The organism is Paracoccus broussonetiae (assembly GCF_031854425.1).
GTDB classification, from domain to species: Bacteria; Pseudomonadota; Alphaproteobacteria; order Rhodobacterales; family Rhodobacteraceae; genus Paracoccus; species Paracoccus broussonetiae.
Window position 1 is genome coordinate 1 of the sequence record NZ_JAVRQI010000026.1, and the last position, 24025, is coordinate 24025.

A 24025-nucleotide genomic window follows, 5' to 3' on the forward strand; every position below is an offset into this window, starting at 1 on the left:
TCCCCTGCCATTCTGCGATCGAGGCATGCGGCTCCATCGCGGCACTGGCATGGCCCTCTGTCGCATAGGTCAGATCGACGCAATGGGCGGCCTGGGCCATCGCCTCCTCGAGATCGCCCAGCACGACAGGTTTGCGGGCGGGGTGATATTCCGAGCTTTCCGGATCAAGGGGCACCTTTGGCGCGGATTCGTAGTCGATCCGCAAGGTGTGCGCCGCATGGCGGGCCTGCTCGAAGGTTTCGGCGACGACCAGCGCGACGGGCTGGCCGTAATATTCCACCTCGCCCACGTTCTGCACCGGCGCCTGCCCTGCCGTCCCCTGTGCCGGGCGCCGCAGCATAAGCTTGTCGGCAAAAACTCCCAAAACGCCCGGCATCGACCGGATTTGGTCGTCATGCAGGCGAAACACCTTGCCCTGCGCAATCTTCGCCGTGACAAGCACCCCCTCGGCGCAGTTTTCCGGACGATATTCGGCGGCATAAGTGGCCGTCCCCGTTACCTTCAACGCTGCTTCCGGACGATCGAGCGGCTTGCCAATGATGCCCTGCCGGGTCTCGTCCCAATGCGCCGATATCGTTGCAAAATCATTCTGTTGATTGGCAGGGCGTGGATGAGGAAATGAGAGAAGATCAAGACGGCCCCCGGACACGAGGTGAGAACTTCCCCGGCTATCAGCATGAGGCGGGCGACAGAGCATTTGTCGTGGCACAGCACTTCAACGATTTCGTTCAAGAGCATCTGACATGCGCACGCATGATCTGTGCATTCCACAGATCATTCTGCACTTCATCAATAGCAGCTAACGTATCCTGCAGTTCATTGAAGACAAATGAGACGATTTCTGGCCACGGCAGCGATTTTTTCATGAAGGGATGGCTACTCCCCTACGGATTGGACCGCAATGAACTCGTGAACGAGGGTTTGGCCAGAGGACGATTACAAGTCACCTGAAAAGATAGTTTGAGGGGCCCTTGACCTGATCACTTTGCAACTGCCTCTCCACTACATCAAAGGCGAACCGACGTCCTACGGCGTGGTGTTCTTCACCTCGAGAGGCGATCTTTGCCAGAAGCAACCCGCACCTTCCCCAAGCAGGTTGGCTAAGAGTTCAATCTTCTGATGCGACTTTGCTGACGGACCAGGTCATCGGCGACAATCAGGCGTCCGTAGTGAGTAATCGGGCTCAACGCGGTTCTGCCCCCCTGACGTGCGCGGGGCGGCGATCCCGGACGCGAGGTCGGCGCCCAGCGCTGAGGCAATACAGGTATTCGCCTGTCTCTCCTCCCGCAGAAGAAAGGCTTTACCAGTACTGACATATTATCCGAGTGCCGCCTTGCCGAAGAACATCATCGCTGCAACGCTTGTCAGAACCAGCATCAGGCTGAACTGCAGGGAGGAGGCCTCGGCTACGAAGCCGATCATTGCAGGGCCGAGCAGAATGCCCGCATAGCCCATCGTCAGCACACGTGACAGCGAACGCCCGCCATCGGCGGCACCAAGGCGACCAGCCGTCGAAAAGATCAGCGGAATGATGTTCGACATACCCAGCCCGCAGAGGATCAGCGCCACAAAAACGGCTAAAACACTGTCCGACAGCAACAAGCCCGCAAGCGAGACCGTCACCAGCGCCGTTCCCAGCGCGAAGAGCCGCAACGGACCCAAGACCTGATTGACGCGGTCGCCCGCCAGCCGTCCCGTCAGCATGGCTGCAGCAAAGACACCGTAACCCGCTGCCCCCGTGCTTTCTGTTGTTCCCAATACGCGCACCAGATAGACCGCCGACCAGTCCATGATCGCACCCTCGGCTAGAAAGATCACGAAGGCGAGCAACCCAAGCCGCAACGCGCTCAGACCGGGCTTCGCAGCCGCGGACCGGTGGTCAATGGTCGCATTGTGGTCGGGCGCAGGAGACGTGCGCAGGAATGTCGCCGCGGCGATCGCGAGAATGATGCAGCCTGCGCCCAGAAGGATTGAGGAACTTCCCATTCCCCCCCGCGCCAACGCGGCATAGGCCATGGCCCCCGCCAGCGTGCCGCCGCTGAACATGGCGTGAAGCGTGGACATGATCGGCCGCTTGGCCCGCGCCTCGAGATCGGCAGCATGGCTGTTCATCGAGACATCGAGCGCGCCGAAGGCCGCGCCGCACAACCCCGCGATCACCATCGCCACGCCGAACTGGGCGGCCGTGGCGACCAAGGCGATCCCCATTCCGAAGAGGCCGACCGCAAGCGTGGCAAGGCGAGCGGCCCCGATGCGCGCGATCATCTGCGGCGTGCGGTTCATCGCGAGGATGGCACCCGCCGCAAAGCACAGGAGTACAATGCCGATGCCGCTTTCGTCCAGCGCCGCGCGGCGACCCGGGGCGGGCAGGTTCGCGCCCCAGGTACCGATGCCGAAGCCACCGGCAAGAAAACACGCGCCAAGAGTGATCCGTGCCGTCGAATAGCCAGTCAATTCTTGTGCCTCAATGGATCAGATCTTCAAAGAGTCTCTTCATTTCGGCAGCCACTTGGAAACTGTCGTCCTGATGCTGTCTGCGGCAGAAAAGCTCGCCGCTCCACCACCCGACATACCCAGTTGATTTCACCGCATCCACCCATTCGCGCAAGTTCAGCACGCCCTCACCCGTCGCCACGTCGCGCAGCACACCTTCGTCCGGAATGCCGCCAAAATGGGGGCGCGAGTCGCACAGATGGACGCCGTAGATCAGGTCCCTGTCGATCAACGCCACATCTTCCGGCCTGTCGCCCGACGCATAACAATGCCAGAAATCGACCACCAATTTCAGGTTCGGCCGCCCGGCACGGTCTAGCAGTTCAAGTTGGTCCGCTATCCTGTTCAGCGGGCACCATGCCAGCGCCTCGAAATAGAGAATTAGCCCCTTTTCAGCTGCCATGCCGGACAGACGGGCAAGATTGGCGGCGGTGATGCGCATCTGCTCGTCGCGCGACAGCCCAAGCGTGCCGCGATAAGCCGCGACCGGTTGTCCCGCCGCATGGGCTTGGACCGCCGACAGCGACACCGGCCCGGTAATCGCCTGCACACCCTTTGCGCCAGCAAGTTCGGCCAGATGGAAAAGCTCCGCGGCATCCTGCATCAGCGCCGCCCGATCCGCCCCGTGCCGTTCGATGTCCAGAAGAAAGCCAATGCCCGGAATGTTGAAAGGACGCAGGCGCTCGGCAAGCTCGGTCTCCGACCAGCCTGCGGCAAGGAAGGCACGCATCTTGGCAGCCGAAAGTTCGATCCCGTCATAACCCAGATCGCGCGCAATCTTCAGGTCCATGGCCATGGTCCCATTCCGTGCGATCAGAGAATGCAGGACAATCTGTTGGTCTGAAGGGGTCACGTTGGCCTCCGGTTGCGATGTCTCGGCCAACTCTCTCGTGCGGGTGCGCTGCGGGCAATTTCGCAGCGCGGTGAATCCTGACGCATTCTGACGCAATCCACGCATCTGGCTGCGTCAGGACAATCGGGCTTGCGAAATTGTGCCAAGGCACCCTCATCCGCTTAACTCCGGTATCAGAGCGGAAAGGATGCACGGGATGACAGAGGCGGATTACATCATCGTCGGCGGCGGATCGACCGGTTGCGTCATGGCCTCGCGCCTCAGTGAGGATCAGGATGCCCAAGTCGTCCTGCTCGAGGAAGGACCGCGCGACCGCAATCCCTACATCCATATCCCTGGCGCCTATTACAAGACCGCGCAAGGCCCGCTCTTGAAGCGCATGCCGTGGGAGCCGACGGACGCCCAGAACCGCGAGGAACAGCCGACGATGGTTCAGGCCAGCGTGCTGGGCGGCGGCTCTTCGGTCAATGCGATGATCTATATCCGCGGCAATCCCGACGATTACGCGATGTGGGAGAGTCTTGGCGCGACCGGCTGGGGCTATGGCGATGTCCTGCCCTATTTCCGCAAGGCCGAAGCCAACAACCGCTTCTGCAATGAGGTGCATGGCATCGACGGGCCGCTCGGTGTCTCTGACATTGACCATATCCACCCCCTGACCCGCGCGTGGTTGCAGGCCTGCCAGCAAAAGGGGTTGCCACTGAATCCGGATTTCAACTCGGGTGATCAGGCGGGTTGCGGGCTTTACCAGATCACCGCGCGGAACGGGCGGCGCAGCAGCGCTGCGGTGGCATATCTGAGGCCCGCTAGGAAGCGGCGCAACCTGACGGTCACGACCGGGACAAGAGTCCAACGCATCCTGATCGAAAAGGGCCGCGCGGTAGGCGTCGAGTATGTCACGGGCGGCAATGTCCGGACTCTCCGTGCGCGACGCGAGGTCATTCTGTCGGCCGGGGCTATCAACACGCCAAAGCTACTGATGCTGTCGGGGATCGGGCCTGCCAAGGAACTCCGCCGCCACGGGATCGCGGTCACTCATGACCTGCCCGGCGTGGGCCAGAACCTTCAGGACCACATCGAGATCTCGCTGATTTACCAGTTGAACGGACCCCATAGCTACGACAAGTACAAGAAGCCGCATTGGAAGGCGCTGGCGGGCCTCAACTACCTGCTGTTCAAGGGCGGCCCGGCGGCGTCGAACCTGATCGAGGGCGGGGCGTTCTGGTGGGCCGACCGCACCGAGAAGCATCCCGACATGCAATATTTCATGGTCGTCGGTGCCGGGATCGAGGAAGGGGTCGAGGCGGTACCCGGTGGCAATGGCTGCACGATCAACCTTGGCCAGATCCGCCCGCGCTCGCGCGGCGAGGTGCGGCTGACCAGCGCCGACCCGGCGATGCATCCGCGCGTGATCCCGAATTACTTCGGCGATCCCCAGGATCTGGAAACGATCACCGACGGCACGCTTTTTGCGTTGGAATTGATGGAGCAATCCGCCATCAGCCGCTATGTCGCGCGCCGCCAACTGCCCGAGGCGGGCCCCATTACCCGCCAGCAGGTGCGCCGGTTCTGCCAGACCGCGGCCCATGCCGCGCTGCATCCGGCGGGCACCTGCCGCGCGGGCCGCGACGACATGGCCGTGGTAGATCCCGAACTGCGCGTCCACGGCATCGACGGGCTGCGTGTCGCCGATGCCTCGATCATGCCGACACTGATCTCGGGCAATCCCAATGCGGTCTGCATCATGATCGGCGAAAAGCTCGCCGACATGATGCGTCGCGCCTGATCCCCAACGAGGAATGAGCACATGACCCTGAGACTGGTGGCCTTTGGCCTAGCGGCGCTGTCGGCCACGATGGCCGTGGCGGGCGAAGAAGCGGTGACCGTGGAGCGGGCCGACAAGCGGATCGCGGGCATCCTGAACCGGCCTGACGGCATCGAGAACCCGCCCATCGTGCTGATGCTGCACGGCTTCACCGGCTCAAAGAACGAATTCACCGTTGCGGGAACCGAGACGGGCCTTTTCACCCTGATGGCAGAGGAGCTCGCCAAGGCTGGAATCGCCTCGCTTCGGATCGATTTCGCCGGATCAGGCGAAAGTTCGGGAACGTGGGAGCAGACGACCTTCTCGGGGCAGATTGCCGATGCGGTCGATGCCTTCGACTATCTTCAGATCATGCCGGGTGTCGATGCCCACCGCATTGGCATATTGGGCTATAGTCAGGGCGGACTGGTCGGCGCGCATCTGGCGGCCGCCCGCCCCGAGACGCGTGCGGCGGTGCTCTGGGCACCTGTCGCCAATCCGATGGCGACCTATGCGACCATCATGGGCAAAGAGAAGGTGGCCGAGGGCCTTGCCGCCGCCAGCGACCAGCCCGTCACCGCCAGCCTGTCATGGGGTGGGGAGACCACGCTGAATGGAGCCTTCTTCCACGAATTGCCAGAGGCGTCGGCGGCGGGGGCGCTTGCATCATACTCCGGCCCGCTCCGGGTGATCGCCGGTCGGAACGAGACCATCGTTGCCCCACAACCCTATCCTGCGCAGCAATTGCTTCGCTATCACACGGGGATCGAGGACCTCGTCCTTCTCGATTCCGACCATGATTTCGGGGCCGGGACATCGGACGCGCTGGTCCGGGCCGAGCTTGCGCCGCAGACTGTCGAGTGGTTCCGCGACAACCTTTGACAAGGGCGGGCCCGACCAGGGCCCGCACCGTGATCAGACGGTGATCTCGATCAGGGTACCGTCGGGGGCGGCGATCGTCGCCTCGAAATAGCCGTCGCCGGTCCAGCGCGGCCCCGAGAGCAATAGCCCCATCGCGGCAAAGTCCCCGGCCTTGTCGCGAACCGCCTGCTCGCTGCCAAGGGCCAGCGCGACATGCGCCCAGCCCTCGGCTTCGGGCGGGGCCGCGACGATCCAGGGGCCCGTCATCAACTCGATCCGCGCCCCCTCGGGCAGGCTCAGGAAGACCGAGCGGAAGCCCGGCCGGTTGAGGCTGGTATATTCGGACGACGCCGCGGCGCCAAAATGCCGGCACCAGAATTCGGCTGCGCCCGCGAGGTCACGGGTCCATAGCGCGACATGCTCGATCCGCATCGCTCAGACCCCGGTGCTGTCGGCAAGGGCGCGGACGCGGGCGGCAGCCTCGGCCAGTCGCGCCTCGGGCAGGGAGCCATCGGCCACGGCGGAGAGGATGCGCGCGCGGATGTCCCGAAGGTCGTTCGCGGCCGACAGAAGCAGCAGGTCCGATCCCGCTGCCAGCGCCGCGACGGCCGCGCCTGCCACGTCCCGCTCGCCCCGCAGGGTGCCGATGGCGTCCAGATCGTCGCTGACAACCAGCCCGGCAAAGCCCATCCCGCGCAGAGCGGCAATGGTCGGGGCGGAGAGCGAGGACGGCATCACCGGGTCCATCCCCGGCACCAACGCAGGGCCGGTCATCATCGCCCGCGCGCCGGCATCGATTGCTGCACGCATCGGGATCATTCCCGGATCCAGATCCCCGGCCCTGCCGCTGACCGTCGCGACCTCGATAGCCGGGTCGCCGTCGATGTCGTGATGTCCAGGAAAATGCTTGGCGCAGACGACGACGCCCGCCTTCTCGACACCCCGGATAAATGCGGCGCCGATACGCGCAACTTGATCCGGATCGGTCCCAAGCGTTCGGCCCGTGAGCCACGGATTGCGGCCCGTTACTACGTCCAACACCGGGGACAAGAACATCGTCACCCTCATCCCGCGCGCAGCAGCGGCAATGTCGAAGGCGATGCACTCGATCTCTGCCGTAGAGGTCGAGTTCAGGTCAACCGGCAGTTCCGCGACCAGACCGTGAAGTCGGCAGATGCCTCCGGGTTCCTGATCCAATGCGATCAGCGCGGATCCGGCGCGGTCGCGGATCTGCTGGGTCAAGTTGCAAATGACATCGGCAGTCTCGGTTGCACGACGCGCCTCGGACATGGCGCGGCCGACATATTCGTCGCGAGTCTCGCCGATCAGAAAGGCGCGCCCGCCCTCGTCGAGAAACCGCGCCAAGGGATCAGTCAGGGTAAGATCGTCAATCGCGGGCAAGAGGACGGCATAAGCGTCAAAATTGGGGTTTGTCATGGGTATCCGTAGCAAAAGTAAGCGGGCCAAGCCCGTGGTTGCGCAAAGCCTCGTCAAGCGCTGTTCCTGCGGCGACGGATGAGGCGATGGCAGCGGCGACCTCGGGGCCGACCAGGGTCGTCAGCCCCGCGATCAGCGTCTGCGGGGCCGAGAGATGCGCGGCGCAGGCGGCAGGATCGGGGCGGATGCCCTCGACGCAGCGCCGGGCCAGGATGCGCGCGGCACTGGAGATCATGCCGATGCTGGTCAGCAGGCAATGCGCGATCAGCGGCTCGAAGGGATTGCGCTGCAACTGCCCCGACTGCGCGGCCATCCCGACCGAGGCATCGGCCCCGGCGACATGGATCGCTACTTGATTGATCATTTCCGGGATGACCGGGTTCATCTTGCCCTCAACCAGCGGCGAGCCGTGTTGCACGGCTGGCAGGATGATTTCACCCAGCCCCCCGCGCGGACCACAGGAGAGCAGGCGCAGGTCGCTGGCGATCTTGGACATGGTCAGCGCCAAACCGCGCAGCATGGCCGAGAATTGCACCAGATCGGCGGTGCTCCACGCGGCCGAGACCAGATCCTCGGCCCGGCGCAGCGGCAATTCGGTCAGGCGCTGCAATTCGGCAATCACCGCATCGGCAAATTCGGGCTGGGCGGTCAGGCCGCTGCCGACCATGGTGCCGCCGAGGTTCAGCCCGGCCAAAGCCTGCGAGGCGGGCGAGATCCGCGCGCCCTCTTGCCGCAGCGCGCTGCCGAATGCGGCAAATTCCTCACCCAAGGTCATCGGTACGGCGTCCTGCAGATGGGTGCGGGCAAGCTTCAGGATGCCCGCGAATTCCTGCCCCTTGGCGGCAAAGGCGTCCGCGAGATCCCGGATGGCCGCTTCCAGCCCCGGCGCGGCCTGCATCAAGGCGATGCGCAGTGCGGTGGCATGGACATCTGTCGTCGATTGTGACCGGTTCACATCGCGGACCGGGTGCAAATGCTCGTATTGGCCGCAGGCATGGCCCATCAGTTCCAGCCCGCGATTGGCGATGACCTCATTCATGTTCATATGGCTCGAGGTGCCGCCGCCGCCCTGAAACACGTCGACAATGAACTGGCCGGCATGCTGGCCCGCCATCAGCTCGTCACAGACCCGGCCGATCACCTCGGCCTTGCGCGCCGAAAGCTTTCCCAGACGGTGATTGGCCATCGCCGCCGCCTTCTTGGTCAGAGCCATGGCATGGATCAGGGGCGAAAGCGCCTCGATCTGCATGCCCGACACCGGGAAATTCTCGGCGGCGCGCAGCGTGTTGATCCCGTAAAGCGCCTCGCCCGGCAGCTTACGGCTGCCCAGCTCGTCCGTTTCGGTCCGGGTCCATGATCCTTCGGAGATCATCGCGAAACCTGTCAGCCCTGCGGGTGCAGTTCGACCGCGAGCCAGACCGAGTCGGTATCGGCATAGTAGCGGTGCCAGGGATAGGTCCACGCGCTCGGGCCGGTGACGCGGCAGAACGGGTCATGCGAATAGCCGATCGGCATCACAACATCCTCGTATAGCGTCGCGGCATCGCGTTCGCGGAACTTCTGCATCCGGCCAAGGCCGTGGATCTGGGTATGCACCTCAAGGAAGGGGTGCTCGTTATGGATGAAGCAGTCGGTATCGCCCGGCGACCACCACAGGTTCAGCTTCAGCTCGAACTGCTGCGGCGCCTCGGCGGTCTTGCGTTCATTGGTGAAGACATGGGCATCGGTCGTCACCATGCCGATGCTGTCCTGGGCCGAGATGAACAGCGGCGTGTCACGCGGAAAGCTCTTGATCCGGTTGCCAAGCCAGTCCCAGCCGCGAAACATGCAGCCGCCGAGATTGGTGGCCTGACGCACCTTGATGATCGCCGCGCGCTCGGCCGACATGATCGTCCCGCCCTTGAGCCAGGTCGATTTCCAAGCCGGGACGACGCCCGGATGGTCGGTGCCGGTCACCATGGGCTCGGGGCTCAGGTTGACGACGATGGCATCCTCGACGGCAAAATCGCGGGCGTTTTCAACAAGCTTCGCCAGAATGAAGTCATCGGCAAAGGCAAGGTCTCGAGTCTGGTTGTACATGGCGGGCGCCTTGATCGGGTTCTGTTGCACCCAAGACAGCACGGAACCATGGCGCAAACCATTGCGCGACAGATGTAAAACTGACGCAGACTGACGCGGAAAAATCCGCCCCCCGCGTCAGGCCGGTTTGATCATGTCGGGGCTTTCACCCAGATACTCGCGCGCCTCGCGCGGGATCGACGGGTCGTTCATGTCAAGCGTCGTCGTCGACTGCAATTCGGCCCGGCTCAGGAGCCCGGCCTTGCGATAATGCAGCACCGCCCGGGTCGAGAAGGGCTGGCGGAACATGGTCGCCGCCACCCCGCTGACGATGCCGAACATGAAGCGCTTCGAGCTGCGCTGGACATTCGAGAAGATGCCGAAGGTAAATTCGTTCCGCTGCACGGTCTCGAAGTCGATGGTGAAGACCCTGTCCTCCACCGGGAAGGTGAAACCGTGGTACTTGAAGATGTATTCGGTCCGGGCCGGATTGTCGTAGCTCGGAAAGCGTTCGATGTAATAATGGTTCAGAAAATCGCCGTTCTGGAAGATGCAGAAGGCCGAGCGCAGGATCTTGCGCGAATAGATCGAGGAATATTGGTAGCGGTCATAGCAGCCGACATATTCCCCCATGTCGATCTTGGTCGAGACGGCGACCGTGTCGAGAAAGCGCACGACCTGCGGCGCGCGGCGCAGATGGTCCAGCACGTCAAAGAAATTGCCGTCGACCAAAGCGCGGAAATGCTCATGCTCGGCGAAAAGCACGTCGGGGCCAAGGCCGAAGTAATTCGCGATGACACGGATATTGCCCGATGAGGGCATGTGCCGCCCGGAAAGATACTTGTTGAACTGCTGCCGGTTGATCCCAAGCTTGCGGCAGATCTGCGAGATCGACCCCTGCCGGTCGCAGAGCAGCCGCAGATTGGCAGCGAAATTGGTCATCTTGTCGTCACTGCCGGCCGTTTCACTCATCATCCCATGCCTTCGCACTCGGTGCGTCAGTTTGCGCCATGATTCATAGCGATGCGAAATTGCGACAAAATCGTCAAGCCCGCAGCATCAGGGAAAGTGAAATCAGACTTGCACCTGACCAAGATCGGTGCAGCCAACCAGACGGGGAATGCGATGAAACTTACCGGTGGCCAGGTCGTGGCAAAGGCGCTGAAGGATTACGGCGTGGAATATGTGGCGGGCGTTCCGGGCCACGGCATCTGGGCGCTGTTCGACGCCTTCCTGCAGGAAGGATCAGAGATTCCCTTCATCCAGGTCATGCATGAGCAAAGCGCCGTGCATATGGCGGATGGCTATTTCCGCGCCTCGGGGAAACCGATGGCCTGCTCGACCTCGGTCGGGCCGGGTGCGGCGAATACGATCATCGGCCTTGCCACCGCCTATTGCGACTCGACCGCGGTGTTCTACGTCTCGGGCTCGCCCCAGACCTACATGCAGGGCCACGGCACCATGCAGGAGCTGGAGCGCCAGCAGGACAATGCCTTCCCCCGCATTACCGAGCAGGTGACAAAACGGGCATGGCAGGCGCAATCGACCACGGCGCTGCCGACGATCATGCACCGCGCCTTCAACGAAATGCTGACCGGCCGCCCCGGCCCGGTCCATGTCGAGGTGCCGATGGATGTGCAGGTCGAGGCCGCAGATGTGACGATCCACCCGCTGGAGAAGCGGATGCCGCTGGGCGTCGCCCATCCCGACCCCCGCGCCATTCAGGCGGCGGTCGACCTGCTGCTGGGCGCGCGGCGTCCGGTCATCGTCGCCGGGGGCGGCGCGATCACTGCAAATGCCTCGGCCGAGTTGACCGCGTTGGCTGAACGGATCGGGGCCGCCGTTTCGATCACCTGGAACGGTAAGGGCGCGATAGCCGAAGACAATGAGCTTTTCATCGGTGCGGTCGGGCAGACCGGCACGACCTGCGGCAACAAGATCACCGCCTCGGCCGATGTTGTGATCTCGGTCGGTTGTCGCTTCACCGACTGGTCGGCCTCGTCCTATGCCAAGGGCGTCTCCTTCAGCTTCCCTCCCTCCAAGCTCATCCACATCGACCTTGACCCGCGCGAGATCGGTAAGACCTATCCGACCGAAGTCGGCATTGTCTCGGACGCCAAGATTGCGCTGGAGCAAATCCTTGCCGCGATCCCGGCCGAGGATGGCCAAAAGTTGCGGGCGCGGAATGCCGATTTCCATGCCGATGTCGCACAGGCCAAGGCCGATTGGCGCGCGCTGGTCGAGCCGCGCGAGTCTAGCCGCGAGACGCCCTTTACCTCGCAGCGGCCGCTGGTCGCGCTGCGCAAGGTACTGCCGCGCGACGGGATCGTCGTTGTCGGTTCGGGGAATACCCAAGGCTCCGTGAAGCAAAGCTTCCCGGTCTACCTGCCGCGCACGCATCTGACCTCGGGGTCCTACTCGCCGATGGGCTGGGCGGTTCCGGCGGCGATGGGCGCGAAGCTTGCCTGCCCCGATCAGAAGGTCGTGGCGATCGTCGGCGACGGCGATTTCATGATGTCGCTGCCGGAAATGGGCACGGCGGTCATGAACGGGATCAACGTGGTGTTCCTGGTGCTGAACAACCAGGGCTACATGTCGATCCGCGGTGGGCAGCGCAAGTTCATGGGCCGGCATGTCGCGTCGGAGTTCAACCGCCATGCCGGAAACGGCGAGCCCTATTCCGCCGATATCGCGGCCTCGGCCCGGGCCTTTGGGCTTGAGGCGTGGAAGGTCGAGAAGGACGAGGATCTTGAACCCGCGCTGCAGGCGGCGCTGGACACCGAGGGACCGACGCTGGTCGAGGTGATCGTCTCGCGCGACGCGGCCGGACCCTTCGCGACCGGCTGGTGGGATTTCCCCTCGCCCGCCTATTACGAAAAAGAACAGGAAGCCTACGCCGAGATGCGCGCGAAAGAGCAGATGTTCTGACCTGCGCGGGGGCGGCGCGCCCGCCCCCGGCCTTCTTTTCTTCTCCCTTCCAGAAATCAGATCGGGTGGCCGCTGCGGCGCACCCCGTGAGGTAGATTTGCCATGATCCGGCATCTGAAAACCGCGCGCCTCAGCCAAGGCGACCAGACCGACCCGGCGGTGACCGAGGCTGTCGAAAAGCTGCTGGCACAGGTTGCGGAAGGCGGCGACAAGGCCGTCCGCGAACTCAGCATCAAATTCGACGGCCTCGACCGCGAGAGCTACCGCCTGACCGACGCCGAGATCGCCGCCTGCATCGACGGGTTGACCTGGCAGGAACGTCACGACCTCGACTTTGCGCAGGAGCAGATCCGCAATTTTGCGCAGGCGCAGCGCGACTCCATGTTGGATCTTGAGGTCGAGACGCTGCCGGGCATCATCCTCGGCCACCGGAACGTGCCGATCCGAAATGTCGGCTGCTATGTTCCGGGGGGTAAATATCCGCTGCTCGCCTCGGCCCATATGACGGTACTGACCGCGAAGGTCGCGGGTTGCGGGCGCGTCATTACCTGCGCGCCGCCGTTCAAGGGCAAGATCGCCGAGAAGATCGTCGCGGCGCAGGCATTGGCCGGGGCGGATGAAATCTATTGCCTTGGCGGCGTGCAGGCCATCGCGGCCATGGGCATCGGCACCGAGAGTATCGCGCCGGTCGATATGCTCGCCGGCCCCGGCAATGCCTTTGTGGCCGAGGCCAAGCGCCTACTTTTCGGACGGGTCGGCATCGACCTTTTCGCCGGTCCGACCGAGACGCTGGTCATTGCCGATGACACGGTCGATGGCGAGATCTGCGCAACCGACCTCTTGGGGCAGGCCGAGCACGGCGCGAACTCGCCCGCCGTGATGATCACCAATTCCGAGAAACTGGCGCGCGACACGTTGGCGCAGATCGACCGCCTGCTGGCGATCCTGCCCACCGCCGAGATCGCGCGGCAGGCGTGGCAGGATTATGGCGAGATCATCCTGTGCGACACGCTCGACGAGATGGTGGCCGAGGGCGACCGCGTCGCCTCGGAACATGTTCAGGTGATGACCGCGGACCCGGATTACTTCCTGAACAATCTGACGAATTACGGCGCGCTGTTCCTTGGGGCCCGCACCAATGTCGCCTTTGGCGACAAGGTTATCGGCACAAACCACACCCTGCCGACACTTAGGGCCGCGCGCTATACCGGCGGGCTTTGGGTCGGCAAGTTCCTGAAAACCTGCACCTATCAGAAGGTCCTGACTGACGAGGCCTCGGCCATGATCGGCGCCTATGCCTCGCGGCTCTGTCACATGGAGGGCTTCGTCGGCCATGCCGAGCAAGCCAATATCCGCGTCCGCCGCTACGGCAAGCGCAACGTCGGATACGGAGCCGCTGTCGATGCCTGAACCCATCACATCCCGAGACGCGCGGAACGCCGCCGGGCTTTCTCATCTCATCCAACACGGGGAATCCACCATGAGAAAACTGTCCTCCACCCTGATCACCAGCACGCTGGCCCTTGCCGCCGCGCTGCCGGCGCACGCCGAAACCAAGATCGAGGTGCTGCACCACTGGGTCTCGGAATCCGAAGTCGCGGCGCTGAACACCATCCGCGAGGCACTTGCCGCCAAAGGCTATGGCTGGCAGGACAGCGCCGTCGGCGGGATGTCCGGGGGCAACATGCAGCAGGCGCTGCGCTCGCGTCTCGCCGCAGGCAACCCGCCCGGCGCGATGCAGTTCATCGGCTGGGAGGGCATCGACTGGTCCTCCGAAGGCGTGATGCGCGATCTGAACGACCTCGACAAAGCCAATGGCTGGGAGGCGACGATCGCGCCCCAGGTGCTGCCCTTCGTCAAGAATGGCGAGAACCTGATCGCGGTGCCGATCAACATGCATCGCCAGAATTGGGTCTGGGCCAACAAGGCCGCCTTCGACAAGGCCGGGATCGCCGAACCGAAGACTTGGGCCGATCTGATCGCGGACGGCGATAAGCTGAAGGCCGTAGGGATCATCCCCCTCGCCATGGGTGACGAGCCCTGGCAGATTCAGGTGATCTTCGACGCGCTGGTCGCGGATATCGGGGGCCCCGATTTCTACCGCAAGGCACTGGTGGATCTGGACCCCGAGGCGCTCAACTCGGACACCATGAAGCAGGTCTTCGACACGCTGCGTCAGGTGCGGGGTCTGGTGGACGATGGCTTCAACGGTCGCGACTGGGCGGTGGCGACCGGCATGGTGATCGACGGGCAGGCCGCGATGCAGGTCATGGGCGACTGGGCCAAGGGCGAGTTTCTGGCCAAGGGCCTGAAGCCCGGCACCGACTTCCTGTGCTTTGCGACGCCGTCGGAGACACCCTCGTTCCAGTTCGTGATCGACAGCTTCGGCATGTTCAAGGTCTCGGACCCCGAAGTGTCGAAGGCTCAGGTAGCGCTGGCCGAGGTCGTCATGGACCCCAAGGTCCAACATGATTTCAACCTGATCAAGGGCTCGATCCCGGCGCGCACCGACCTTGGCGTCGACGATTTCGACGATTGCGCCAAGAAGGGCTTTGCGGAACGCGCGACCGCGATCGAAGGCAATGCGATGCTGGGCGGGGCGACACATGGCTTTGCGGCGCAGCCGCAATTCGCGGCCGTGTTCGGCGACGTCGCCGCCCAGTTCTTCGTCAACGAAATGTCCTCCGAGGACGCAGTGCAGTTGCTGGTCGATGGCATCGATAACGCCCGCTGATCCGCAGCCCGCTGATCTCAGGATCGGCGGGTCCACCCCCACCCCGCAGAGGATCGTCATGGCCCGAAGGAAAAGCATCGCGGACCGGTTCGCCGACTGGTTGCCGCGTCTGGTCATGGCCCCAAGCCTTTTCGCGGTCATCGTGGGGGTCTATCTCTTCATCGCCTGGACGGGCTGGATTTCGCTCTCGTCCTCCAAGATGGTACCGCAATACGATTTCGTCGGACTGGAGCAATATTATCGGCTCTGGGCCACGCCGCGCTGGCACACCGCCGTCGCGAACCTCTTCATCTTCTCGGCGCTGTTTCTGACCGTTACCATCGCAGTCGGGCTGCTCATGGCGATCCTTCTGGACCAGAACATCCGGGCCGAGGGCGCCCTGAGAGCGATCTACCTCTATCCAATGGCTTTGTCCTTCATCGTGACCGGCACCGCATGGAAATGGATCCTGAACCCCAATCTCGGGATCCAGAAGGTGGTGAACGGACTCGGCTGGGAAAGCTTTGTCTTCAACTGGATCACCCAACCCGATTTCGCAATCTATACCATCGTGATCGCGGCGGTCTGGCAAAGCTCGGGCTTCGCCATGGCGATCTTTCTGGCCGGGCTGCGCGGCATCGACAATTCGGTGATCAAGGCGGCGCAGATCGAGGGGGCATCCCTGCCCCGCATCTATGCCAGCATCATTGTGCCGATGCTGCGCCCGGCATTCCTGTCGGTGATCGTGCTTCTCAGCTACATCTCGATCAAGAACTTCGACCTGGTTCTGGCGATGACCAATGGCGGTCCGGGCAGCGCGACCGAAGTGCCCTCTACCTTCATGTTCTCATCGGTCTTCCGGAGAAACCAGATGGGTGTCGGTGCCGCCAGCGCGATCATGATGCTGATGACCGTCGCCGCGATCATCGTCCCTTACCTTTATTCCGAGCTGAAGGAGGGTCGTGATGGCCATTGAATACGGCTCTGCGGCACGCTCGCGCATGATCGGGCGCATGATGATCTATGGCGGATTGATCGGGCTTGCGGGTTTCTACCTCATGCCGCTCTGGGTCATGGTCGTGACCTCGCTGAAACCGCTGGACGAGATCTATGGCGGCTCCTTTATCGGCCTGCCGAAAATCCTGACCTTTGAGGCCTGGGCCAAGGCGTGGAGCCAGGCCTGCATCGGCACCGCCTGCACAGGATTGAAGCCCTATTTCGTCAATTCGCTGATGATGGTCGTCCCGGCCGTCCTGCTTTCGACCGGGATCGGGGCGCTGAACGGCTATGTCCTGACGAAATGGCGCTTCAGGGGATCGAACCTGATCTTCGGATTGCTGCTCTTCGGTTGCTTCCTGCCGTTCCAAGCGGTGATCCTGCCGATGGCGCAGGTTCTGGGCGCACTGGGCCTGTCGGGGACGATCTCGGGCCTCGTGCTGGTCCATACCGTCTATGGCATCTGCTTCACGACGCTTTTCTTCCGCAACTACTTCGTAACCATCCCGGACGAGCTGACCAAGGCGGCGCAGATCGACGGTGCGGGCTTTCTCCGCATCTTCTTCTCGATCATGCTGCCAGCGGCGCTGCCGATCATGGTCGTGTCCTGCATCTGGCAGTTCACCCAGATCTGGAACGACTTCCTGTTCGGCGTCTCGTTCACCGCAGGCGAGTCCTCGCCCGTCACGGTCGCGCTGAACAACGTGGTTAACGTGACCATGGGCCGCAAGCAATACAATGTCGACATGGCCGCAGCCATGATCGCCGCCCTTCCCACCCTTTTCGTCTATGTCGTCGCGGGCCGCTATTTTGTCCGTGGACTGACTGCCGGCGCAGTGAAAGGCTGACCGATGGCTACTTTGGAAATAGATCGCGTCCGCAAGGCCTATGGCACGATGGAGGTGCTGAAGGAGGTCAGTATCTCGATCGGCAGCGGCGACTTCCTTGTCCTGCTCGGCCCGTCGGGCTGCGGGAAATCGACGCTGCTGAACATGATCGCGGGACTTGAAACCATTAGCGGGGGCGAGATCCGCATCGACGGCGAGACCGTCAACGACCTGTCGCCCAAGGACCGCGATATCGCGATGGTGTTCCAGTCCTATGCGCTTTACCCCACGATGACCGTGCGCCAGAACATCGAATTCGGCATGAAGATACGGGGCGTCCCGCCTGCCGAGCGCGAGCGCGCGACCCGCGACGCGGCCGAACTGCTACAGATGTCGCATCTCTTGGACCGCAAGCCCTCGCAACTGTCGGGGGGACAGCGCCAACGGGTCGCGATGGGCCGCGCGCTGGTGCGCCACCCCAAGCTCTTCCTGTTCGACGAGCCGCTGTCGAACCTTGACGCGAAGCTGCGGGTCGACATGCGGACCGAGATCAAGCGCCTGCATCAGCGCCTTGGCACCACTATCGTCTATGTGACGCATGACCAGATCGAGGCGATGACCCTTGCCACCCGCGTCGCGGTGATGAAGGACGGGATTGTCCAGCATCTGGACGAGCCGCAATCCGTCTATGACCGCCCGGCCAACGTCTATGTGGCGCGCTTTGTCGGCTCGCCCGCGATGAACATCATCCCCGGCAGATTGGTCGACGAACCGGGTGGTCCGGTGTTGGTCATGGACCAGCCGAACGGCGGCAAGTCACGGATATCGGGGGTGGCTATCAGCGACGCCGCTCGCCAGCGCTACTTGGGCCAGCCGGTACTAGTGGGTATCCGCCCCGAAGGCTTTTCGGTCGCGACGGACGCTCCCGATTGCGTCGAGGTGATGATCGAAGTGGTCGAGCCGACCGGTCCCGACACGCTGGCCAACTTCACCTTGGGCGGCGCCGATGTCATCGCGCGGCTCGCGCCCCTCGCCGTAAGTGCGGGGCAGACCGCACGGCTCGCGGTCGAGACCGCAAAGGTTGTTCTCTTCGACCCCACGACAGAACTGCGCATTGATTGAGGCACGCGAAATGACCACCGACAGCGACGTGATCATCATCGGCTCGGGCATCGGCGGCAGCACGCTGGCTTCGGCCATCGCGCCCTCGGGCGTCCGGGTCCTGATCCTCGAAAGGGGCGAATATCTGCCCGACAGCCCCGACGCGCGCGACGATGTCGCGATATTCGAGAAGGGCGTCTACCGATCCTCCGAGGAATGGACGGGCTCCGACGGGCAGAAATTCCTGCCCGGCAACTACTACTATGTCGGTGGCAATTCGAAATTCTACGGCGCGGTCATGTATCGCTACCGCGCAGAGGATTTCCGGCCAAGGCGGCATCTGCGCGGCAATTCCCCCGGCTGGGACATCTCCTATGCCGAGATGGAGCCCTGGTATGCCAAGGCCGAGGCGCTGTTCCGCGTGCGCGGGACGGCGGATCAGGACCCGACCGAGCCTCCCCGGTCGGGTCCTTTCCCCTACCCCGCCGTGCCGGATGAGCCTGCCCTGCGGCTGGTGCGCGAAAGGCTTAAGCGTGCTGGTGTCCATCCGGCAAGCCTGCCCCTTGCCATCGACATCGAGGCCTGGCTGGCGCGGGGCAGAACGGGTTGGGACGCCTTTCCGAATACCGGCGGCGCGGGCAAGATCGACGCCGAGGTCGGCCCGCTGGCCGAGGCCCTGACGCATCCGAATGTCACGCTGATGACCGGGGCGCAGGTGACCCGCCTTGAAACCGACGAGTCGGGCAGCCGCATCACTGCCGCCATCATCCGCCGGAACGGGCGCGAGGAGCGGCTGACGGCCCGCCATTTCGCCGTCGCCGCGGGTGCCGTGCAATCAGCGGCGCTTCTCCTGCGATCGACCAATGCCGCGCATCCAACAGGCCTCGGCAACCGCTCCGACCAGCTCGGGCGGAACTTCATGAACCACAATACCAGCGCGATGATCACGCTGAACCCACTGATCCGGAACGACTCCGTCTATCAGAAGACCCTGTGCTTCAACGATTTCTACAATGACGACCCCGAGGCGCATGCGCCACTCGGAAATGTCCAGCTCTTGGGTCGCATCACCGGCAATATCCTGAAGGCGCAGATCCCGGGCCTGCCGCGACCGCTCGCACGCCTCGTCGCCGACCGCGCCTTCGGCTGGTTCCTGACCAGCGAGGATCTGCCCAATCCCGACAGCCGCGTCCTTGTCCGGGGCGGGGATATCGTCGTCGACTGGCAGCGGTCCAACATGGACGCGCATCATATGCTTATCCGGCGCACCCGGCAGGTCATGCGACGGGCGGGCTTTCCGGTGACCCTGGTGCGCATCTTCGGCAACCGCACCACCTCGCATCAATGCGGCACGGCGCGGCTCGGCATTGATCCGGCCAGCTCGGTTGTAGACCCCGATTGCCGCAGCCACGACATTGCGAACCTGTGGGTGACAGATGCCTCGGTGCTGCCGACTTCGGCAGCCGTCAACCCCGCGCTGACCATCGCGGCGCTCGCCCTTCGCGCAGGACAAGCGCTCGCGCACGACTGCCGCACTCGCCGCTCATCCTGTTGAGATATGGAACGCGATCAAGAAGTACGCCAACGATCTGAACCACGCGGCGAAGGAGTCATCCGCTGCAGGCATGTGGGGGTTGAGGTTCTTCGACATCAGTCTCATCCCCTCCGCCAGTTATCCTTGTAAAAAAACAATAATCGGGCACAACAGATGATCTAGCCCGGATAATACCCGTCTAAACGTATAGCGGTAAAGGTACCTCAGGCCGGGACCACTTCGCCATAGACCATAAAGTGTCCACGCGGGCCAACTACGCTTAATTAGTGCTTGGTGGGTCAACCGACACCATACACAGTGTCGATATGTCTAGATGCGGCGGAACGGAAGATCGCGACTCTCAAAACACTTGCCTCGGCGTAGGTGTGGCCTCATCCACGGAATACTCCCTTCTGCGGCAACCGGAGGCAAGGTTCTGAAACGGCTACTCCTTCTTCTTGTGCTCTGCAGCCTGGGCGCTGTGGGATATGCTAAGGTCATGGCGCGCCTTGCGCCGGGGACGCCGCCCGCAGCCGCCGCTCCGACCGAGCAGGCCGACCTCATCACCGTATCGAAGGCCGACCGGCAGATGCATCTGCTACGCGACGGCAAGGTGATCCGCAGCTACCGGATCTCGATGGGGTCAAATTGGGACCGGGGCCACAAGTACGCCGAAGGGGACGAGCGCACGCCCGAGGGGAGCTACGTGATCGACTGGCGCAACCCCCGCTCCATGGCACATCTGAGCCTGCATATCTCCTACCCATCGCCCGAGGACCGTCAGACGGCGGAACGGGCCGGGCGCGATCCAGGCGGCAACATTATGATCCATGGCCTGCCGAACGGTTGGGGAGCGCTCGGCCCGGTGCATCACCTGATCGACTGGACCGACGGCTGCATTGCCGTCACCAATGCCGAGATGCGCGAAATCTGGTCGCTGGTCCCGAACGGCACACCGATCGAGATCGAGGGATTGTAACGAAGGCCAGATCGCGGCAACCTCAGATGCGGTGCCGCGGTCGGGTCCCTGTCCTGCCCTCTCCGCCTGCTGGGTCCCAAACGCTGTCTTTCCGACACCCGATTTTCTGCGCCACTCGCCAAATGACCGCTTCCGGGAATGACGCCGCGCAAAATGCGCCGCAGTCTAGCGACAGGAATGGGCCGACCGACAAGCATTGTAGCGGCCGGAGTACCGTCTACAGATCACCGCCTTCTGACAATGTGAGCGCATCTCAAGATTGATGCCGAGATATCGAACTGTGCTGTCCATCTAGGTGTGGCCCAGCAGAAGCTGCACCGCCCGCAGATTGCCCGTATTCTTGTAGGTCTGAGCAACCTTCGTTCGGCGCATCGAATGAGTGCCATACGCGCTTGGCTCCAATCCTATCGACATCACCCATTCACGCAGAATCCGCGCATACTGCCGTGTCGACAGATGCGGGCCGTGGTGCAGGCGACTGGGCCACAGATAATCGAGGCCAATCATCTCCGGGTCGGCAATCCTGCACTCAAGGGATTGACGCGTTGTCTCAGTGATTTCGAAGCGAACCGAATTGCCGGTCTTGCTCTGGATGATCGATGCGCGCTCCCTCACCCGTCCCGCGGCAAAGACATCGCGGACTTTCAGACCGACAAGGTCACGGTCTCGCCACTTGTTGTCGACGGTCAGATTGAACAGCGCCAGATCGCGCTTGTTGCCCGCCATTTCCAGACGAACGCGGATCGACCACATGTGCTTTGGCAGCAGCGGGCCCTGCATCCCCGGCCGGAAATCGTGCGGCAAGCCCATCAGGTATGACACGCGTCGCTACAAGCGCCGTAACAGGATCGAGATCATGTTCGGCCGTCTGAAGGATTGGCGTAGGGTTGCCCTTCGCTGCGAACGATCACCAAAGGTCTTTCTGTCAGCAGTCGCCCTCGCCGCTACCATCATGTTCTGGCTATGATCCTAGAACGAGTCCTGATCCAAGGGCGCGACCCGGCTTTTCCCCACCGTCGAGCCGGAAGGCCATGACCGTCAGAACAAAAAACGAAGACAGCGAGTTTCGCCCTTTAAGACGAGGCATCGGGGTTGTCTCAAACGTGCAGTTTCGGCTGACCAACATTGGGTGACAGGGCACGAGGGCGGCCCAACTCCGTTGCAGGTGACGGCAGATCCGCCATCTGCCGATTATTCGCGCAGCGGACGATCCGCGTCTGAGCAACCTTGAAACTTTACCCTTGAGCCGCATTTTGCAGTTCTCCCCGAGAGGCGGCGCAGGATAGCCATTGGGTCAGCGCAGGGAGGGCAACTCCGCCCGATGAGACGCTCGGCCATCTGGCGGTGTTTCACCCTCTTCTTCTGGTTGGCGTGCCAAGTGTCATTGGCGATTTGGCAAGGCGCGTCCGGCACGAAGACGCCCGTCACATCGTCACGCTCCAACAGTGAGGGTTCGCGATGTGCGACAGATGTGGGAATAGCTATCACAACATCATGCAGGCCAGCCGCCGTGGCTTTCTGAAGGGTGGCGCGGCCGCGATGGCCAGCCTTGCCATACCGGCAGGTCTTCTGGCTCCAAAGCAGGCGGCAGCCGCCGGCCTGACGACGATCAAGGCGACCCATGGCGCGGGCCTGTGCAACCTCGGCATCTTCATCGCCAAGGAACGCCACCTGACCGAGGCCGACGGGGTCGAGCTGGATTTCGTGGTGACCCCGACCACCACCGACGTGGTGACGCTTTTCGGTGCGGGCATGGTCGATATCTCGGTCATCCCCTATTCGAACTTCATCACCCTGGTCGATGCCGGCGCGCCGGTGAAGATGATTGCCGGCGCCGGGGTCGAAGGATGCATCCTGATCGGGGCCGAGGGCATCAAGTCCGCAGCAGACCTCAAGGGCAAGTCGATCGGCACCTTCCAGGCGGATACGCTTGAAGTCCTAGCCTACGACTACCTGGCCAAGGACGGTGTGGCCTTCGCGGATGTCGACGTGAAGTACTTCAACACCTCGCCCGAACTCGCGGCCGCCTTCATCAACGGCGCGATCGACGCGGTCTGCCATATCGAGCCCTATGCGACGCAATGCCTTGAGCAGCGTGCAGGCGCGACGATCCTCAGCGACGGGATCGACCTTTACGGCAAGGGCTATGCGGATTGCGTACTGGCGGCTCGCACGCCCCTTCTGGAAGAGAATCCCGCGGCGGTGAAGGCGGTGATCAAGGGCATGCTGACCGCTCAGCAGCAGTCCGAGCAGGATATCTCGAAGGCGCTCGAGGAGACGGCCGGGACCTATTACAAGTCATCGTTCGAGGCGCTGAAGCTTGCTCAGTCGCGCCAACCCGTCAAGATCGACCAGCGTGACAATAACCGCTTCTTCGCCGACCGCTCACAGTCGATGAAGGACATGGGCTATGTCCGCAACCTGCTTCCACCCGAGGCACTCGATTGGACACTGCTGAGCGAGGTGATTTCGGAGAATGCCGATCTCTATGCCTCGCTGAAGCTGAAGACGGCCTGACGAAAGGGATCTCTCATGACCGATGGAACCGTGGAAACGCGGCAGGACGGGGTGGGCCGGAACATGCAGCAGCAGCCCCGCAGCCCCGGCGCATGGATGCGCAAGGCCGAACCTGTGCTGTGGTCGCTGACATCGCTCGCGATTTTCGTCGGCCTGTGGGAGTTCGCGTGGTGGCGGGGCTGGGCAAATCCGCTGCTGCTGCCACCACCGCATATCTTCCTGGCGAACCTTCCCGACCAGTTTCGCTTCTTCGATCCGACCGGCGCGCGGGCCGGGGCACTGGGACAAGGCGGTTCGATCTGGTCGGTCCTCGGCGTGATCGGCTGGACCGCGCTGCGGGTCACGGCGGGCCTGATCCTGGGCTTTGCGCTGTCACTGGCGACCGGACTTGCCATCCGTTACTTCCGCATTTTCGGCAAGCTCAGCCTGCCGCTGGTTACCATGCTTGCCCCGATCTCGCCCGTGGCATGGATCCCGGTCGCGGTCTTTGTCTTCGGGATCGGCAATCCGCCCGCGATCTTCCTTGTCTTCATCGCGATCTACTTCGTGATGACACTGGCGACGCTTTCACTGATCGACAGCGTACCCAAGAACTACATCCAGCTTGCCAAGATCATGGGCTGCTCCAAACGCCAGATCTATCGCCACGTCATCCTGCCAGCGATTCTGCCCGAGCTTTTCGTCACATTGCGGATGAACCTTTTCGGCGCGTGGATGGTGGTCCTGATCGCCGAGGCCGTGGGCGTCGGATCCGGTCTGGGGCAGGTCACGATGATGGCCCGCAACACGTTCAACGCCAGCCTTGTCTTCTTCACCATGACACTGATCGGCATCACCGGCTTCCTCTTTGACCAGGCGCTGCGCCTGATCCAGCGGAAGGTGCTGTGGTGGGTCGGTCCCGGAAATGCAGGAGGTCTTTGACCC

At 63.0% G+C, this 24025-nt stretch carries 21 protein-coding genes and 2 pseudogenes; 13 read left to right on the top strand and 10 right to left on the bottom strand.

Annotated features, from left to right (window positions below):
- From RM190_RS22105 to RM190_RS22120, 4 genes and pseudogenes are all read right to left on the bottom strand, one after another.
- Positions 1–505 (bottom strand): annotated as a pseudogene (locus RM190_RS22105) (xanthine dehydrogenase family protein molybdopterin-binding subunit); the annotation flags it as partial.
- A 223-nt stretch (positions 506–728) separates the two neighbouring features.
- Positions 729–866 (bottom strand): hypothetical protein, encoded by a 138-nt coding sequence (locus tag RM190_RS22110; protein ID WP_311761650.1) that lies wholly within the window; start codon positions 864–866, stop codon positions 729–731.
- A 451-nt stretch (positions 867–1317) separates the two neighbouring features.
- A complete protein-coding gene (locus RM190_RS22115) occupies positions 1318–2454 on the bottom strand; it encodes an MFS transporter (RefSeq protein ID WP_311761651.1) in 1137 nt (378 codons plus the stop codon).
- A gap of 10 nt (positions 2455–2464) precedes the next feature.
- Positions 2465–3283: a sugar phosphate isomerase/epimerase family protein gene (locus RM190_RS22120; protein WP_311761652.1), complete on the bottom strand. Its 819-nt coding sequence runs from the start codon at positions 3281–3283 to the stop codon at positions 2465–2467.
- Positions 3284–3542: 259 nt separating this feature from the next.
- Here RM190_RS22120 and RM190_RS22125 point away from each other — a divergent pair, with 259 nt between their 5' ends.
- Positions 3543–5132: a GMC family oxidoreductase gene (locus RM190_RS22125; RefSeq protein WP_311761653.1), complete on the top strand. Its 1590-nt coding sequence runs from the start codon at positions 3543–3545 to the stop codon at positions 5130–5132.
- Positions 5133–5153: 21 nt separating this feature from the next.
- Complete coding sequence (locus RM190_RS22130; protein ID WP_311761654.1) at positions 5154–6032, top strand: alpha/beta hydrolase family protein; 879 nt, start codon at positions 5154–5156, stop codon at positions 6030–6032.
- Positions 6033–6065: 33 nt separating this feature from the next.
- Here RM190_RS22130 and RM190_RS22135 read toward each other — a convergent pair whose 3' ends face one another.
- The 5 genes from RM190_RS22135 to RM190_RS22155 form a co-directional block, all read right to left on the bottom strand.
- Positions 6066–6443, bottom strand: a complete 378-nt coding sequence (locus RM190_RS22135; protein ID WP_311761655.1) for a VOC family protein — start codon at positions 6441–6443, stop codon at positions 6066–6068.
- A 3-nt stretch (positions 6444–6446) separates the two neighbouring features.
- Positions 6447–7448, bottom strand: a complete 1002-nt coding sequence (locus RM190_RS22140; protein ID WP_311761656.1) for a glycoside hydrolase family 3 N-terminal domain-containing protein — start codon at positions 7446–7448, stop codon at positions 6447–6449.
- On the bottom strand, positions 7429–8820 hold the full coding sequence (locus RM190_RS22145) for an aspartate ammonia-lyase (RefSeq protein WP_311761657.1): 1392 nt from the start codon (positions 8818–8820) through the stop codon (positions 7429–7431). Before RM190_RS22145 ends, RM190_RS22140 begins: the two co-directional genes overlap by 20 nt.
- Before the next feature lie 11 nt (positions 8821–8831).
- Complete coding sequence (locus RM190_RS22150) at positions 8832–9527, bottom strand: hypothetical protein (RefSeq protein WP_311761658.1); 696 nt, start codon at positions 9525–9527, stop codon at positions 8832–8834.
- A 117-nt stretch (positions 9528–9644) separates the two neighbouring features.
- The gene (locus RM190_RS22155; protein WP_311761659.1) at positions 9645–10478 is read right to left on the bottom strand and encodes a helix-turn-helix domain-containing protein; all 834 of its coding nucleotides are present in this window, start codon (positions 10476–10478) and stop codon (positions 9645–9647) included.
- 96 nt (positions 10479–10574) lie between these two features.
- Here RM190_RS22155 and RM190_RS22160 point away from each other — a divergent pair, with 96 nt between their 5' ends.
- From RM190_RS22160 to RM190_RS22195, 8 genes are all read left to right on the top strand, one after another.
- Positions 10575–12434: a thiamine pyrophosphate-binding protein gene (locus RM190_RS22160; protein WP_311761660.1), complete on the top strand. Its 1860-nt coding sequence runs from the start codon at positions 10575–10577 to the stop codon at positions 12432–12434.
- A gap of 102 nt (positions 12435–12536) precedes the next feature.
- A complete protein-coding gene (gene hisD, locus RM190_RS22165; RefSeq protein WP_311761661.1) occupies positions 12537–13844 on the top strand; it encodes a histidinol dehydrogenase in 1308 nt (435 codons plus the stop codon).
- Between the two features lie 70 nt (positions 13845–13914).
- Complete coding sequence (locus tag RM190_RS22170) at positions 13915–15168, top strand: ABC transporter substrate-binding protein (RefSeq protein ID WP_311761662.1); 1254 nt, start codon at positions 13915–13917, stop codon at positions 15166–15168.
- 58 nt (positions 15169–15226) lie between these two features.
- Positions 15227–16123: a carbohydrate ABC transporter permease gene (locus tag RM190_RS22175; RefSeq protein ID WP_311761663.1), complete on the top strand. Its 897-nt coding sequence runs from the start codon at positions 15227–15229 to the stop codon at positions 16121–16123.
- On the top strand, positions 16113–16991 hold the full coding sequence (locus RM190_RS22180) for a carbohydrate ABC transporter permease (protein ID WP_311761664.1): 879 nt from the start codon (positions 16113–16115) through the stop codon (positions 16989–16991). Before RM190_RS22175 ends, RM190_RS22180 begins: the two co-directional genes overlap by 11 nt.
- A gap of 3 nt (positions 16992–16994) precedes the next feature.
- On the top strand, positions 16995–18092 hold the full coding sequence (locus RM190_RS22185) for an ABC transporter ATP-binding protein (protein WP_311761665.1): 1098 nt from the start codon (positions 16995–16997) through the stop codon (positions 18090–18092).
- Between the two features lie 10 nt (positions 18093–18102).
- The gene (locus tag RM190_RS22190; protein ID WP_311761666.1) at positions 18103–19626 is read left to right on the top strand and encodes a GMC family oxidoreductase; all 1524 of its coding nucleotides are present in this window, start codon (positions 18103–18105) and stop codon (positions 19624–19626) included.
- Positions 19627–20104: 478 nt separating this feature from the next.
- A complete protein-coding gene (locus RM190_RS22195) occupies positions 20105–20584 on the top strand; it encodes a L,D-transpeptidase family protein (RefSeq protein WP_311761667.1) in 480 nt (159 codons plus the stop codon).
- Positions 20585–20875: 291 nt separating this feature from the next.
- On the opposite strand, the gene RM190_RS22200 is transcribed toward RM190_RS22195, so the two are convergent.
- The gene (locus tag RM190_RS22200) at positions 20876–21406 is read right to left on the bottom strand and encodes a tyrosine-type recombinase/integrase (RefSeq protein ID WP_311761668.1); all 531 of its coding nucleotides are present in this window, start codon (positions 21404–21406) and stop codon (positions 20876–20878) included.
- Between RM190_RS22200 and RM190_RS22205 the strand changes: the two are divergent.
- The 3 genes and pseudogenes from RM190_RS22205 to RM190_RS22215 all read left to right on the top strand — a co-directional run.
- Positions 21357–21551: pseudogene (locus RM190_RS22205) on the top strand (transposase); the annotation flags it as partial. The gene RM190_RS22200 and the pseudogene RM190_RS22205 sit on opposite strands and share 50 nt — an antisense overlap.
- A gap of 491 nt (positions 21552–22042) precedes the next feature.
- Positions 22043–23101: an ABC transporter substrate-binding protein gene (locus tag RM190_RS22210; protein ID WP_311761669.1), complete on the top strand. Its 1059-nt coding sequence runs from the start codon at positions 22043–22045 to the stop codon at positions 23099–23101.
- Positions 23102–23116: 15 nt separating this feature from the next.
- Positions 23117–24022, top strand: a complete 906-nt coding sequence (locus tag RM190_RS22215) for an ABC transporter permease (protein ID WP_311761670.1) — start codon at positions 23117–23119, stop codon at positions 24020–24022.
- Positions 24023–24025: the final 3 nt, after the last annotated feature.

Bases quoted from the DNA above. Each gene is read 5' to 3' on its own strand.
- RM190_RS22175 (WP_311761663.1), top strand. From the start codon at position 15,227: ATGGCCCGAAGGAAAAGCATCGCGGACCGGTTCGCCGACTGGTTGCCG.
- RM190_RS22180 (WP_311761664.1), top strand. From the start codon at position 16,113: ATGGCCATTGAATACGGCTCTGCGGCACGCTCGCGCATGATCGGGCGC.
- RM190_RS22130 (WP_311761654.1), top strand. From the start codon at position 5,154: ATGACCCTGAGACTGGTGGCCTTTGGCCTAGCGGCGCTGTCGGCCACG.
- RM190_RS22140 (WP_311761656.1), bottom strand. From the start codon at position 7,448: ATGACAAACCCCAATTTTGACGCTTATGCCGTCCTCTTGCCCGCGATT.
- RM190_RS22110 (WP_311761650.1), bottom strand. From the start codon at position 866: ATGAAAAAATCGCTGCCGTGGCCAGAAATCGTCTCATTTGTCTTCAAT.
- hisD (WP_311761661.1), top strand. From the start codon at position 12,537: ATGATCCGGCATCTGAAAACCGCGCGCCTCAGCCAAGGCGACCAGACC.
- RM190_RS22155 (WP_311761659.1), bottom strand. From the start codon at position 10,478: ATGAGTGAAACGGCCGGCAGTGACGACAAGATGACCAATTTCGCTGCC.
- RM190_RS22135 (WP_311761655.1), bottom strand. From the start codon at position 6,443: ATGCGGATCGAGCATGTCGCGCTATGGACCCGTGACCTCGCGGGCGCA.
- RM190_RS22195 (WP_311761667.1), top strand. From the start codon at position 20,105: ATGGCGCGCCTTGCGCCGGGGACGCCGCCCGCAGCCGCCGCTCCGACC.
- RM190_RS22120 (WP_311761652.1), bottom strand. From the start codon at position 3,283: ATGGACCTGAAGATTGCGCGCGATCTGGGTTATGACGGGATCGAACTT.
- RM190_RS22190 (WP_311761666.1), top strand. From the start codon at position 18,103: ATGACCACCGACAGCGACGTGATCATCATCGGCTCGGGCATCGGCGGC.
- RM190_RS22125 (WP_311761653.1), top strand. From the start codon at position 3,543: ATGACAGAGGCGGATTACATCATCGTCGGCGGCGGATCGACCGGTTGC.
- RM190_RS22170 (WP_311761662.1), top strand. From the start codon at position 13,915: ATGAGAAAACTGTCCTCCACCCTGATCACCAGCACGCTGGCCCTTGCC.
- RM190_RS22210 (WP_311761669.1), top strand. From the start codon at position 22,043: ATGTGCGACAGATGTGGGAATAGCTATCACAACATCATGCAGGCCAGC.
- RM190_RS22145 (WP_311761657.1), bottom strand. From the start codon at position 8,820: ATGATCTCCGAAGGATCATGGACCCGGACCGAAACGGACGAGCTGGGC.
- RM190_RS22215 (WP_311761670.1), top strand. From the start codon at position 23,117: ATGACCGATGGAACCGTGGAAACGCGGCAGGACGGGGTGGGCCGGAAC.
- RM190_RS22150 (WP_311761658.1), bottom strand. From the start codon at position 9,527: ATGTACAACCAGACTCGAGACCTTGCCTTTGCCGATGACTTCATTCTG.
- RM190_RS22185 (WP_311761665.1), top strand. From the start codon at position 16,995: ATGGCTACTTTGGAAATAGATCGCGTCCGCAAGGCCTATGGCACGATG.